12 protein-coding genes and 1 pseudogene are annotated in these 13,802 nt (G+C 67.3%); 11 read left to right on the top strand and 2 right to left on the bottom strand.

From position 1 onward, the window contains the following. A pseudogene (locus DD1DGNOD_RS30125) lies at window positions 1-2,075 on the top strand (DNA-directed RNA polymerase subunit beta'); the annotation flags it as partial. Between the two features lie 286 nt (window positions 2,076-2,361). Here the strand turns inward: DD1DGNOD_RS30125 and DD1DGNOD_RS23065 are convergent. Both DD1DGNOD_RS23065 and DD1DGNOD_RS23060 read right to left on the bottom strand, forming a co-directional pair. Continuing rightward, window positions 2,362-4,383, bottom strand: a complete 2,022-nt coding sequence (locus DD1DGNOD_RS23065; RefSeq protein WP_131768541.1) for an ABC transporter ATP-binding protein — start codon at window positions 4,381-4,383, stop codon at window positions 2,362-2,364. Window positions 4,384-4,415: 32 nt separating this feature from the next. After that, window positions 4,416-4,727, bottom strand: coding sequence for a hypothetical protein (locus DD1DGNOD_RS23060; protein ID WP_165035238.1), 312 nt, complete (start codon window positions 4,725-4,727; stop codon window positions 4,416-4,418). A 447-nt stretch (window positions 4,728-5,174) separates the two neighbouring features. Here DD1DGNOD_RS23060 and DD1DGNOD_RS23055 point away from each other — a divergent pair, with 447 nt between their 5' ends. The 10 genes from DD1DGNOD_RS23055 to rplB form a co-directional block, all read left to right on the top strand. Continuing rightward, entirely contained in the window at window positions 5,175-6,212 is a 1,038-nt protein-coding gene (locus DD1DGNOD_RS23055) for an RsmB/NOP family class I SAM-dependent RNA methyltransferase (protein ID WP_131768539.1), read from the top strand. Window positions 6,213-6,583: 371 nt separating this feature from the next. Continuing rightward, window positions 6,584-6,958 (top strand): 30S ribosomal protein S12, encoded by a 375-nt coding sequence (gene rpsL / locus DD1DGNOD_RS23050; RefSeq protein WP_047221564.1) that lies wholly within the window; start codon window positions 6,584-6,586, stop codon window positions 6,956-6,958. Further along, entirely contained in the window at window positions 6,958-7,428 is a 471-nt protein-coding gene (gene rpsG / locus DD1DGNOD_RS23045; RefSeq protein ID WP_047221565.1) for a 30S ribosomal protein S7, read from the top strand. Before rpsL ends, rpsG begins: the two co-directional genes overlap by 1 nt. Window positions 7,429-7,434: 6 nt before the next feature. Next, window positions 7,435-9,531, top strand: a complete 2,097-nt coding sequence (gene fusA / locus DD1DGNOD_RS23040; protein WP_131768538.1) for an elongation factor G — start codon at window positions 7,435-7,437, stop codon at window positions 9,529-9,531. A 163-nt stretch (window positions 9,532-9,694) separates the two neighbouring features. Next, window positions 9,695-10,888, top strand: a complete 1,194-nt coding sequence (gene tuf / locus DD1DGNOD_RS23035; RefSeq protein WP_131768537.1) for an elongation factor Tu — start codon at window positions 9,695-9,697, stop codon at window positions 10,886-10,888. A 168-nt stretch (window positions 10,889-11,056) separates the two neighbouring features. Then, on the top strand, window positions 11,057-11,365 hold the full coding sequence (rpsJ, locus tag DD1DGNOD_RS23030) for a 30S ribosomal protein S10 (protein WP_013875113.1): 309 nt from the start codon (window positions 11,057-11,059) through the stop codon (window positions 11,363-11,365). A gap of 16 nt (window positions 11,366-11,381) precedes the next feature. Then, a complete protein-coding gene (gene rplC / locus DD1DGNOD_RS23025) occupies window positions 11,382-12,122 on the top strand; it encodes a 50S ribosomal protein L3 (RefSeq protein WP_131768536.1) in 741 nt (246 codons plus the stop codon). Next, window positions 12,119-12,943, top strand: a complete 825-nt coding sequence (gene rplD, locus DD1DGNOD_RS23020) for a 50S ribosomal protein L4 (protein ID WP_131768535.1) — start codon at window positions 12,119-12,121, stop codon at window positions 12,941-12,943. The genes rplC and rplD overlap by 4 nt, the downstream gene beginning before the upstream one ends. Next, entirely contained in the window at window positions 12,940-13,236 is a 297-nt protein-coding gene (gene rplW / locus DD1DGNOD_RS23015) for a 50S ribosomal protein L23 (RefSeq protein WP_131768534.1), read from the top strand. The genes rplD and rplW overlap by 4 nt, the downstream gene beginning before the upstream one ends. Window positions 13,237-13,310: 74 nt before the next feature. After that, window positions 13,311-13,802, top strand: a 492-nt coding sequence (rplB, locus tag DD1DGNOD_RS23010; protein ID WP_131771021.1) for a 50S ribosomal protein L2, incomplete at its 3' end; no start/stop codon positions are given.

Genomic DNA, 13,802 nt, shown 5'->3' with positions numbered 1-13,802 from the left:
AGGCACAGATGGCCTTCGACGCCAAGGAGATCGACCTACAGGCGAAGATCAAGGTTCGGCTCCGCGACACCACGCCGCCACGGGACTGGACCCCGCCGCCCGGCTGGGTCAGCGGCGACCCGTTCATCCTGGAGACCACCTTTGGTCGTTGCCTGCTCAACCAGGCGCTCCCCGAGGGCTACCCGTTCCTCAACTACCTGATGAACAAGAAGGCCCAGGCCGTCATCGTCAACGACCTGGCGGAGCGTTACCCGAAGATCCAGGTGGCCGCGACGCTGGACGCGCTGAAGAGCGCCGGTTTCTACTGGGCCACCCGCTCGGGAGTGACCGTCGCGATCGAGGACGTTGTCGCACCGCCGAACAAGGCGCAGATCCTCGACGAGTACGAGCAGCGGGCCGAACGGGTGCAGAAGCAGTTCGACCGGGGCTTCCTGTCCGACGACGAGCGTCGTGGTGAGCTGGTCCAGATCTGGAACGAGGCGACGAACAAGGTCGCCGAGGCCATGGAGGCCAACTTCCCGGAGACCAACCCGGTCGCCGTGCTGGTCAATTCCGGGGCCGCCGGGAACATGATGCAGATCCGGCAGCTCGCCGGGATGCGTGGACTGGTCGCCAACCCCAAGGGTGAGATCATCCCGCGTCCGATCAAGGCGAACTTCCGCGAAGGGCTGAGCGTGGTGGAGTACTTCATCTCCACGCACGGCGCCCGTAAGGGTCTGGCCGACACGGCGCTGCGGACCGCGGACTCCGGGTACCTGACCAGGCGTCTGGTCGACGTCAGCCAGGACGTCATCGTCCGCGAGGACGACTGCGGCACCGAACGGGGTATCGCCACCCGCATCGCGCGCAAGGGAGCGGACGGCGTACTCGTCCGCGACCGCTACGCCGAGACCGCGGCCTACGCGCGGACACTCGCCTCGGACGCGGTCAACGCCGCTGGCGATGTCGTGGTGCCAGCCGGCGCCGACCTCGGTGACGTGGTCATCAGTAAGATCATCGATGCCGGGATCGAGTCGGTGAAGGTGCGTTCCGCCCTCACCTGCGCAGCCCGGATGGGTGTCTGCGCACAGTGCTACGGCCGGTCATTGGCGACCGGGAAGCTCGTCGATGTCGGCGAGGCCGTCGGCATCGTCGCCGCCCAGTCGATCGGTGAGCCCGGCACGCAGCTGACGATGCGTACCTTCCACAGCGGTGGTGTTGCCGGTGACGACATCACCCAGGGTCTGCCCCGGGTGGTGGAGCTCTTCGAGGCCCGGTCCCCCAAGGGCAAGGCCCCGATCAGCGAGGTCTCCGGGCGGGTGCGCATCGAGGAGACCGAGAAGACCATCAAGGTTGTGATCGTTCCCGATGACGGTAGCGAGGAGATCTCCTACCCGGTGTCCCGCCGGTCGCGGCTGAAGGTCGAGGAGGGTCAGCACATCGCCGTCGGTCAGAAGATCGTCGACGGTGCGGTCGACCCGCACGAGGTGCTGCGGATCCTCGGCCCGCGTCAGGTGCAGCTCCACCTGGTCGACCAGGTCCAGGAGGTGTACCGCTCGCAGGGTGTGTCGATCCACGACAAGCACATCGAGATCATCATCCGGCAGATGCTCAAGCGGGTGAACGTGCTGGAGTCGGGGGAGACCACGCTCCTGCCGGGCGAACTGGTCGAGCGGGCCCGGTTCGAGGAGGAGAACCGTCGGGTGGTCGAGTCCGGCGGTCAGCCGGCTTCGGCCCGCCCGGTCCTCATGGGTATCACCAAGGCGTCCCTGGCAACCGAGTCGTGGCTGTCGGCCGCGTCCTTCCAGGAGACGACCCGGGTGCTCACCGATGCCGCGATCAACGCCCGGTCGGACTCGCTGGTCGGTCTGAAGGAGAACGTCATCATCGGTAAGCTCATCCCGGCGGGTACCGGCATTTCCCGGTACCGCAACATCCGGGTCGAGCCGACCGAGGAGGCGCGGGCGTCGATGTACTCGGTGGGCGCGTACGAGGACGGTGCGACCGTGGAGTACGGCGCGTTCGGTACCGGCAGCGGCCAGGCCGTTCCGCTGGACGACTTCGACTACCGCAGCACCGGAGGCGACTACCGGTAGGTCCTTCTGCCCCGGATCCCCGGACTACCAGGCGGCCCGGGTGAGCGTCCTCGTTGGGCGCCCACCCGGGCCGCCTGCCGTGTGGAGCCGGATTGCCGGTGAATGACCGCCGAGCCGGTGACAACAGTGGGTGGTGACAACAGCAGGTGGTGGCAACAGCGGGTGACAGCCGTCTGCGAGGACAACCGCTCCAACACTTGTGCCCGGACCGCTATGGCATGCGGTCCGGGCACAAGTGTTTTCCGGTGAGTTTTCCGATGGTTCTGCGGTGGTTCCTCCGGCGGTCCTACCGGCCGCCGTTCCTTTCCTTCTTCGCTTCCTTCCTCGACGTCCTCTCCGCCGGTCCACGGGTCAACCGGGCGTAGATACCGCCGCTGCGGATGAGCCGGTCGTGTGGGCCGGCCTCCATCACTGTGCCGTTTTCCAGTACGTAGATGCGGTCGGCGGCGACGGTCATCGTCGCCCGATGGGCGACGACGAGGCAGCTGCGATCGGCGAGAAGACGTTCGAGGGAGGCGCGCAGGAGATCCTCGGTCAGCGTGTCAAGGTTCGACGTGGCCTCGTCGAGGATGACGGTTCGCGGATTCTGAACGAGTACGCGGGCGATGGACAGCCGTTGCCGCTCCCCACCGGAGATCTGGTAACCGCTGTGTCCCAGCGGCGTGTGGATTCCCTCCGGAAGGGAGCGCACGAGCGTGACCAGACCGGTCGCCTCCAGGGCGGCCCAGAGCTCGTCGGTCGTTGCAGCCGGATTCCCGAAGCGGAGGTTCTCCGCAACGGTACGGCGCTGGATGAACGGTTCCTGCGAAACCAGGCCGACGGCGGCTCGGCCCGCGGTGGGGGAAAGCCCGGCGGCATCACGGCCGCCGAGCAGGACGCGCCCGCTGGTGGGGGTGAGCAGGCCGCTCGCGAGATGGCAGAGCGTGGTCTTCCCGGCGCCGCTGAATCCGACGACAGCCACCATTTCGCTGCGCTCCACGACGATGTCGACGGAACGGACGGCCCAGCTGGGAGCCGGTACGTCGGGCGCGTAGGAGTAGGAGACGTTCTCCAGGACGAGATCGCCGTGAACCGGTGGTCTGGGAGTGCTTTCGGGGCTGGGGGCCGCTGGGTCCGTCGGCGCCGGAGTGCTCTTTGGCGGGTGTGGCCGATCGGCCGTCGCCAATGGTCTGACATTGCTGCGGTCAGCCGCGGGCGCCGGCTCCAGCGGGATGTCGAGAAAGGCCAGGATGCGGATGAGGGAGGACTCGCCGTCGAAGAGCTGGGTACGCAGGTTGGCGAAGCCTGCAATGGAACGGAATGCCAGGAGGAGCACGCTGAGGAACGCCACGAAAGTGCCGACCGTCATCGTCTGATCCAGGGTGAGCCACACCCCGAACCCGATCACGGTCATGGTTGCCAGCACCGAACTTCCCGCGGCGATGAGCTGCAGGCGGGCGAAGACCTGCACGCGGGTGCGGGCGGCTGTCGAAATGGCCGAGCCCAGCCGTTCGAACTCCTCCTGGCCGGCGCTCTGCGCGCGAAAGGCGCGCATGTGCAGCGCTCCCACCGGCCCGGTCAGCTCGACGAGATGATCGACCATGCGGCTGTGCCGTTCGATCTCCACCCTGCTGATGGCCCGGACGCGTCCACGCACCAGCCGCAGCAGGACGAGTGGAATCACGCCGATCACGGCCACGGCGAACGCGAGGCGCCACTGGAGCAGGTATGCGACCACTCCGGAGACGACGAGTTCGACCGCCATGGTCGCGATGGCGGGCAGACAGACCGCGGCCGCGGTCTGGACCTTAGCGGTGTCGATGGTGAAGAGGGTGACGACATCACCGTGCCGGGCCCGGGCGAAGTGGGGGAACGGCAGCGCGATCGCGTGCTGGTGCAGGTCGCGCTGGATCCGCAGGGCGAGCTTCTCGCTGAAATAGCCGATCAGTATGTACCGCACCGTCGACACGGCGGCGCTGAGCACAAAGGCGCCGAGTATGAGGAATACCGGTAGGAGTATGCCGCTCGTCCGCAGCCGCAGGAGCCATCCGTCGATCAGGTTCCGAATTGCGAACGGGGCGACCACCAGTGCCGACGAACCCAGCAGAGAAAGAGCGGCGTGCGCGACGGTCGCCTTGTTCTGGTCCCGGATGAAATGCTCGACGCGGGCGGCCGCGGGATTCCCGGTGAGCCAGGCGAACAGGCGTCCGTACAGCCAGGATACAGTGGCGGTGGTCTTCGGGAATGTCGTCCCCGCCGAGGTCTGTTGGTGGTTCGGCTGCCCGATCCACCCGCTGGTCCCGGTGGACGACCGGCGAGATGTCGTCATTGTGAGCCGCTTGCCTGGTACTGGTCCGGAACTCAGCCGTCGCTGGGCGGGGTTTTCGTTGCGTTCTCGGCGCTGTCGGCCGCCGTTTCCAGATCGGGGATCGGGTCGGGGATCGGGTCGGTGTCGGCGTCAGGGCCGGGATGGATGCTCAGAAGCTGGTTGTCGTGGCCGTCATCCGGCTGCGGGGCGCGGGTGACCAGCGATGCCAGGATCGGCTTTTCAGCAGCTTCTTCCGTTCCACTGAAAACGGATATCTCCACGTCCTCGGATACCTCTATAACCAGCCCGAAGGTGCTTGACGGGATAATTTCTGCGCAGTCGGGGGGCTGAAAAGAAGTGGGCATCTGTCCTCCATCGTGGTCAGCCGAACTTGACGGTGACAAAACCGAAGTTATCGGGACGCCGATTACTGGGCAAGGATCCAACATCATGACTCGGATCACAGCTTTCGCAGTACCCAAGTATTTGGTCTCGAACACGACATGTGCGATGCGACAAAAGCTGTGATGCGGCGGGGAATTTTTTTTGGTGACGCTGCGGCCCGCGGCGTTTTCGCAGGTGGTCAGGGGTGCCGGCGGGGGTAACCGGGGCCGGCGGCGCCGGCCCGGGAAAACAGGCGCACCGACCGCTGCCCGCGGCCGCAGTCGGCAACCGGACCGGCGCGGCTGGGTCGGGCCTGTGACCCTCGATACGCTCGGCATGCCAGGCGTATCAAGGCCGGTGTCGGATGAATCGCACGGGCGTGACCGGCAGGGCGTCCGCGGTACCGTCACCGGCTGGTGGCCGGACCGATGGTGGGTATTTTGGCGATGGAGACGGTGTTGCCGGACCGGCGTACCCGTGGCCGGCGGCGCGATCAGGACGTGGCAGGGGGTTGGGTGAGCCGGAAGCGGACGCTGTTCGTGCGGCGGTTGTCCGAGATCCTTCAGCTGGCCGAGTCCGAGGTGGTCGACCGTCTGTGCCTGGACCGCCGTACCGGTGTCCGGGTCAACCAGCTCTCACCGCTGGGCGTGGATGCAGTCCACCGCGCCATCGCGGATCTCGGGCTCACCCTCGACCCGCTCGGCTGGTGCCCCGACGGCTATCTCCTGCGTGGCGACAAGCGCGTGCTGTCGCGGTCGGAGGTGTTCGGCGGCGGCCACGCCTATATCCAGAACATCTCGAGCCTGGTGCCCGCGTTGGCCCTCGAGCCCGCACCGGCCGGGTCGATCATCGATCTGTGTGCGGCGCCGGGCGGCAAGACGGCGCACATCGCGGCACTGGTCGGCAATGACGCGCGCCTGTGGGCGAACGACGCCATCAGACCCCGGCTGGACAAGCTGCGCGAGGTCACCCAGCAGTTCCACGTCCGCCTCGCCGAGACGACCTGTCACCCCGCGCAGTACGCCGACAAGTTCATAGCCGAGCGCTTCGACCGGGTGCTGTTGGACGCCCAGTGCAGCGGTGAGGGCCTGGTCGATCTGCGGGAGTCCTCGGCGCTGCGGTACTGGACCGAGCAGCGAGTGATCGACTATGGCTGGCTGCAGCGCAAGATGCTGGTGGCGGCCTGCCGGCTGCTGCGTCCCGGCGGCATCCTCGTCTACTCCACCTGCACGTTCGGCCCGGAGGAGAACGAGGCGCCGCTGAGCTACCTTCTGCGTCACCATCCCGTCGAGGTGTGCCCGATCGAGGTCGACATCGACGGCTTCGCGCCGGGCGCATGGCGGCCGGGTCTGCGGCACTGGCGGACCGAGACCTTCCATCCGGCGCTTGCCGGCGCCCGGCGCATCCTGCCGGGCCCGGCGTTCGAGGGCTTCTTCGTCTGCAAGCTGCGGAAACTGCCGGACTAGACTGCGGCCTGCAGCCTTTCGGCGCCGCGACAGCACGACCTGCCGACCGGGATGTCGTGGTCCTCGAGGCGTTTGCCGTACCCCGATTCGACACAGCCGTTGCCGGGTCTGTAGTCTCGCTTTCTGCGGCGCTATGCGTTGCAAGGTTGACCTGTGTCTTGCGCCATCCCATGGCACTGTGGCCCGTCCTGCCGGGCCGGCGGTGACGGGGATGACCCGGCCTTCACGAAGGCGGGCGGGCGTACTCCCATGGCAGACCGTCCCGGTTGTTCCGGTCTTCCCAGGGATTGCGACACGCCCGACCGCGTGGGTCGGACACAGCTGACATAACAGCAGGTACCGGCAGGAACGGAACAGGAACGGGAGCGGCGTTGCCGACGATCCAGCAGTTGGTCCGCAAGGGCCGGCAGGACAAGGTCGAAAAGACCAAGACCCCGGCGCTCAAGGGGAGCCCGCAGCGTCGTGGCGTGTGCACCCGCGTCTACACGACCACGCCCAAGAAGCCGAACTCGGCGCTGCGCAAGGTTGCCCGGGTCCGGCTCCACAGCGGGATAGAGGTCACCGCCTACATCCCGGGGGTGGGGCACAACCTGCAGGAGCACTCGATCGTCCTGGTGCGCGGCGGCCGAGTGAAGGACCTTCCGGGCGTCCGCTACAAGATCGTTCGTGGGACGCTGGACACGCAGGGTGTCCGCAACCGCAAGCAGGCACGCAGCAAGTACGGAGCAAAGAAGGAGAAGGCCTGATGCCACGCAAGGGCCCGGCTCCCAAGCACGTCGTCGTCGTCGATCCGGTCTACGGCTCACCGCTGGTGACAGCGCTGGTCAACAAGGTTCTCCTGAGCGGCAAGAAGTCGCTGGCCGAACGGATCGTCTACGGGGCGCTGGAGGGCGCTCGGGAGAAGACCGGCAACGACCCCGTGGTCACGCTCAAGCGCGCTCTCGACAACGTCAAGCCGACCCTGGAGGTGCGCAGCCGCCGGGTCGGTGGCGCCACCTACCAGGTACCGGTCGAGGTACGCGCGAGCCGGAGTACGACACTCGCGCTGCGCTGGCTTGTCGGCTACGCCCGGCAGCGGCGTGAGAAGACCATGACCGAGCGCCTCATGAACGAGCTGATCGACGCCAGTAACGGTCTCGGCGCGAGCGTGAAGCGGCGCGAGGACACCCACAAGATGGCGGAGTCCAACAGGGCCTTCGCTCACTACCGCTGGTAACCAACAATGTCTGCTGACGTACATGCCGCGCTGGCCTCGACCCGCAACATCGGGATCATGGCCCATATCGACGCGGGCAAGACCACCACCACCGAGCGGATCCTGTTCTACACCGGCGTCAACTACAAGATCGGTGAAGTCCACGATGGCGGCGCCACCATGGACTGGATGGAGCAGGAGCAGGAGCGGGGGATCACCATCACCTCCGCTGCCACCACCTGTACCTGGCGCGATCACACCATCAACATCATCGACACTCCGGGGCACGTCGACTTCACGGTCGAGGTGGAGCGGTCGCTGCGTGTCCTCGACGGTGCCGTCGCGGTCTTCGACGCCGTGGCCGGCGTCGAGCCGCAGAGCGAGACCGTCTGGCGCCAGGCCGACCGTTACGACGTCCCGCGGATCGCGTTCGTCAACAAGATGGACCGGGTCGGCGCGGAGTTCCACCGGTGTGTGGAGATGATGGTCGACCGGCTCGCCGCGACCCCGGCCGTCATCCAGCTGCCGTGGGGTGTCGAGGCCGACTTCAAGGGCGTCATCGACCTGGTCCGGATGAAGGGCCTGCTCTGGCACACCGAGGACAAGGGCGCCTCCTACGAGACCGTTGACATCCCGCGCGACCACGTCGAGGCCGCGCAGGAGTGGCGGGACAAGCTCGTCGAGACTGTCGCCGAGAACGACGACAGCCTGATGGAGCTCTACCTGGAGGGCGAGGAGCCGACCGAGGAGCAGCTGCGGGCGGCACTGCGCCGGGCCACGCTGACCGGTTCGGTCAACCCGGTCCTGTGCGGGTCGGCGTTCAAGAACAAGGGCGTGCAGCCCATGCTCGACGCCGTCGTCGACTTCCTCCCGAGCCCGCTGGACATCGGTGTCACCGTCGGTCACGCCATCGGCCGCGAGGAGAGCGAGGTCTCCCGCGAACCGGACGAGAACGAACCGTTCGCCGCGCTCGCCTTCAAAATCATGACGGACCCCTACGTCGGGAAGCTGACCTACATCCGGGTCTACTCCGGACGCCTCACCGCGGGCTCCCCGGTGCTGAACTCGACCAAGGACCGCAAGGAGCGGATCGGCCGCATCCTGCAGATGCACGCCAACCACCGGGAGGACCGCGAGGGCGTCGGAGCGGGTCAGATCGTCGCCGTCGTCGGTCTGAAGAACACCACGACCGGTGACACGCTGTGCGATCCCAACACCCCGATCATCCTGGAGTCGATGACCTTCCCGGCCCCGGTCATCAGCGTCGCGATCGAGCCGAAGACCAAGGCCGACCAGCAGAAGCTGGGAACGGCCATCGGCCGTCTGGCGGAGGAGGACCCGACCTTCCAGGTCCGCACCGACGATGAGACCGGGCAGACGATCATCGCGGGCATGGGTGAGCTGCACCTCGACGTGCTCGTCGACCGGATGCGCCGCGAGTTCGGCGTCACCGCCAACGTCGGTAAGCCGCAGGTCGCCTACAGGGAGACCATCCGGCGCAAGGTCGAGAAGGTCGACTACACGCACAAGAAGCAGACCGGTGGCTCCGGGCAGTACGCCCGGGTGATCATCGATCTCGAGCCCTCCGGCGGCGACGGCGGCGGCTACGAGTTCGAGAACAAGGTCACCGGCGGTCGCATCCCGCGTGAGTACATCCCGTCGGTCGACGCCGGGTGTCAGGAGGCGATGGAGTTCGGCGTGCTCGCCGGATACCCCCTCGTCGACGTGAAGGTCACCCTGACCGATGGTCAGTACCACGACGTCGACTCGTCCGAGCTTGCTTTCAAGATCGCCGGTTCGATGGCGTTCAAGGAGGCGGCGCGGCGGGCCGACCCGGTGCTGCTCGAGCCGATGATGGCGGTCGAGGTCACCACCCCCGAGGACTACATGGGTGACGTGATCGGCGACCTGAACTCGCGGCGCGGGCAGATCCAGGCCATGGACGAACGGTCCGGTGCACGCATCGTGAAGGCGATCGTCCCGCTGTCCGAGATGTTCGGCTATGTCGGGGACCTGCGGTCGAAGACCTCGGGCCGGGCCGTCTACTCGATGCAGTTCGACTCCTATGCCGAGGTTCCGGCGGGGGTCGCGAAGGAGATCATCGCAAAGGCACGTGGGGAGTGACCGGTGACCGGACGTAGCGGTACCGCTCGCGAATCCGGCACCACCACTGATCATTAGCAGGCTACCAGTGGCCGGAAGGCGACGTGATCACAGATCTCGCGTCGCCGGAGGTCCCAGGGATCACTAGCACGGCACGACACCACCCGTCCTTGGAGGGACACCCGTGGCGAAGCAGAAGTTCGAGCGGAACAAGCCGCATGTCAACATCGGGACCATCGGTCACATTGACCACGGCAAGACCACGCTGACCGCGGCCATCACCAAGGTCCTGCACGACGCGCACCCGGATCTGAACCCCTTCACGCCGTTCGACCAGATCGACAAGGCGCCGGAGGAGAAGGCCCGCGGCATCACGATCTCGATCGCCCACGTCGAGTACCAGACCGACAACCGGCACTACGCCCACGTCGACTGCCCCGGCCACGCCGACTACATCAAGAACATGATCACCGGTGCGGCGCAGATGGACGGTGCGATCCTGGTCGTGTCGGCGACCGACGGCCCGATGCCGCAGACCAAGGAGCACGTGCTGCTCGCCCGCCAGGTCGGCGTGCCCTACATCGTCGTGGCGCTGAACAAGGCCGACATGGTCGACGACGAGGAGATCCTCGAGCTCGTCGAGCTGGAGGTCCGGGAGCTGCTCAGCTCGTACGAGTTCCCCGGCGACGACGTGCCGGTGGTGCGGGTCTCGGCGCTCAAGGCGCTGGAGGGCGACAAGGAGTGGGGAGCCAAGCTCCTCGAGCTCATGCAGGCTGTCGACGACTCCATCCCGGAGCCCGAGCGTGACATCGACAAGCCCTTCCTCATGCCGATCGAGGACGTCTTCACGATCACCGGTCGTGGCACGGTCGTCACCGGTCGCGTGGAGCGCGGTGTGGTCAAGGTCAGCGAGACGGTCGAGATCGTCGGCATCCGGCCGGACGTCACCACGACGACCGTCACCGGCGTGGAGATGTTCCGCAAGCTGCTCGACGAGGGGCGCGCCGGTGACAACGTCGGCCTTCTCCTGCGTGGTGTGAAGCGCGAGGACGTGGAGCGCGGCCAGGTCGTCACCAAGCCGAAGTCGATCACGCCGCACACCAACTTCGAGGCGCAGGTCTACATCCTCAGCAAGGACGAGGGTGGTCGTCACACGCCATTCTTCAACAACTACCGTCCGCAGTTCTACTTCCGGACCACCGACGTGACCGGTGTGGTGACCCTCCCCGAGGGTACCGAGATGGTCATGCCGGGTGACAACACGGAGATGACGGTCGAGCTCATCCAGCCGATCGCCATGGAGGAAGGTCTGCGGTTCGCCATCCGTGAGGGCGGTCGCACCGTCGGTGCCGGTCGCGTCACCAAGATCCTGAAGTAGCCACCGCGGCGGCGGGCCCGGTATGCCCGATCCGGGGCATACGGCCCGCCGCTTGCGCAGTGCACGCACCTGACAACAAGCGGTACATCCGGCGGCAGCTCCGGCGAAGGAACGGACCCTGCAGGGCCTGCGAGCCGGACGAGACAGACAGGACAGGCGAAGCCCACCATGGCGGCACAGAAAATCCGCATCCGGCTCAAGGCCTACGACCACGAGATCATCGACAGCTCGGCACGAAAGATCGTCGAGACGGTGACGCGGACTGGTGCGCAGGTCGCGGGACCGGTGCCGCTGCCGACGGAGAAGAACGTCTACTGCGTGATCCGGTCGCCGCACAAGTACAAGGACAGCCGCGAGCACTTCGAGATGCGTACGCACAAGCGGCTGATCGACATTCTTGACCCGACACCGAAGACGGTCGACTCGCTGATGCGGCTCGACCTTCCCGCCGGTGTCGACATCGAGATCAAGCTTTAAAGGGGCCGGCGCAGTCATGCTCAATCGCAACTACAGGGGGCTCCTGGGCACCAAGCTCGGGATGACCCAGGTATGGGACGCGAACAACCGCGTCGTTCCGGTCACGGTGATCAAAGCCGGGCCGAACGTGGTGACGCAGGTCAGGACACCGGATCGGGACGGCTACTCGGCGGTCCAGCTCGGCTACGGCGAGGTCGACCCCCGCCGGGTGACCCAGCCGCTGCGTGGCCACTTCGCGCGCGCGGGTGTGCCGCCGCGGCGGCATCTGGTGGAGCTGCGCACCGCGGACGCCGCCAACTACCGCCCTGGCCAGGAGCTGACCGGCGAGGTCTTCTCCACGGGCAGCATCGTGGACGTGACCGGCACATCCAAGGGCAAGGGCTTCGCCGGTGTGATGAAGCGGCACGGCTTCAAGGGCCTCGGCGCCGGCCACGGTGTCGAGCGCAAGCACCGCTCGCCCGGCTCGGTCGGCGGGTGCGCCACCCCCGGCCGCGTCTTCAAGGGCCTGCGGATGGCCGGGCGGATGGGGCACGAGCGGGTCACCATTGCGGGCCTGAGCATCCACGCCGTCGACACCGACCGCGGCTTCCTGCTGATCAAGGGTGCGGTTCCCGGCCCGGACGGTGGCCTGGTGCTCGTCCGCAGCGCGGCCAAGCGTCCCGCGCCGGCGGACTTCGAGCCCGTCGCCGAGACGGCCGCCGCCGAGGCACCCGCCGACGGCAGCGCCGCGACGTCCAGCGAGGAGGTATCGGCATGAGCGCCGTGACGGCGTCAGCGCGTAGGCGGTCGCGGGGTGCGGGCGACGACGACCAGAGCGCGCCGCCCCAGACTCGGACGGTCGTCGTCCACGCCCCTGTCGGCGGTGAGGCCGGCAGCGTCGAACTGCCGGGCGGGATCTTCGACGTGGCGGTGAACGTGCCGCTCATCCACCAGGTGGTGGTGGCACAGCTCGCGGCAGCCAGGCAGGGAACCCACTCCACGCTGACCCGCGGCGAGGTCCGCGGCGGTGGGCGTAAGCCGTACCGGCAGAAGGGCACCGGTCGGGCCCGGCAGGGTTCGCTGCGTGCTCCGCAGTTCACCGGTGGTGGCATCGTCCACGGTCCCAAGCCCCGCTCCTACGACCAGCGGACGCCGAAGAAGATGAAGGTCGCCGCATTGCGCGGCGCCCTGTCCGACCGGGCGCGCAACCAGCGGGTGCATGTCGTGTCGTCGTTGCTGATCGGTGACACACCGTCGACGAAGGCCGCGCTCACGGCCCTGCGGACGATCACGGATACCCGCCGGGTGCTGGTGGTGGCGGCTCGTAACGACGAGCTCACCTGGAAGAGCCTGCGCAACGTTCCTGCCGTGCATCTGCTCGACCCCGGCCAGCTCAACACCTACGACGTGCTCGTCAGCGACGACGTGGTGTTCACCCGCAGTGCCCTGGCCGCGTTCCTGGACCGTTCGCAGGCGCCGGCCTCCCGTGGCCGTGGGGTAAGGCCTGCCACCGCCGCGACCGACGCACCGGAAGTGTCGGGGGCCCAGGCGCCGGCCGGGTCCGATGACGACGCGGAAGCCGAGGAGGAAGCCAAGTGATCCCCGACCCGCGCGACGTGGTCATCAAGCCGGTCGTGTCCGAAAAAAGCTACGGCCTGCTGAACGAGAACGTCTACACCTTCATCGTCCGCCCGGACGCGAACAAGACCGAGATCAAGATTGCGGTCCAGCAGATATTCAACGTCCGGGTGCTCAGCGTCAACACGAGCAACCGCTCGGGCAAGCGCAAGCGCACGCGCACCGGCTGGGGCCAGCGCAAGTCCACCAAGCGGGCCATGGTCAGTCTGGCGCCGGGAGACTCCATCGAGATCTTCGGAGGTCCCGGTGCGTGACATGCAAGCCGACGAGTACGCAGCCAGGGGCCTGCTGGGCCTGGCGTGCGGGGACTAGGACACGGTGGATAACGATGGGGATTCGTAGGTACAAGCCGACGACGCCGGGACGCCGTGGCTCGAGCGTCGCCGACTTCGTCGAGATTACTCGTGACCACCCGGAGAAGTCGCTGGTCCGCCCGCTGCACTCCAAGGGCGGTCGCAACGTCCACGGGCGCATCACCACCCGGCACCAGGGCGGTGGCCACAAGCGCGCCTACCGTCTGATCGATTTTCGGCGGGACAAGGACGGCGTGCCGGCCAAGGTCGCCCACATTGAGTACGACCCGAACCGGACCGCCCGGATCGCGCTGCTCCACTACGCCGACGGCGAGAAGCGCTACATCCTCGCCCCGGTGAAGCTCAAGCAGGGTGACGTGGTCAGCTCGGGCACGACCGCCGACATCAAGCCCGGCAACTCCCTCCCACTGCGCAACATCCCGACCGGCACGGTGGTGCACGCCATCGAGCTGCGTCCCGGCGGTGGTGCGAAGATCGCGCGTAGCGCCGGGACGAGCGTCCAGCTG

It is taken from the genome of Candidatus Protofrankia californiensis (genome assembly GCF_900634765.1).
In the GTDB taxonomy this organism is placed as follows: Bacteria; Actinomycetota; Actinomycetes; order Frankiales; family Frankiaceae; genus Protofrankia; species Protofrankia californiensis.
The sequence above is the reverse complement of the archived record's forward strand: the minus strand, read 5'-3'. Positions and strand labels throughout refer to the sequence as shown.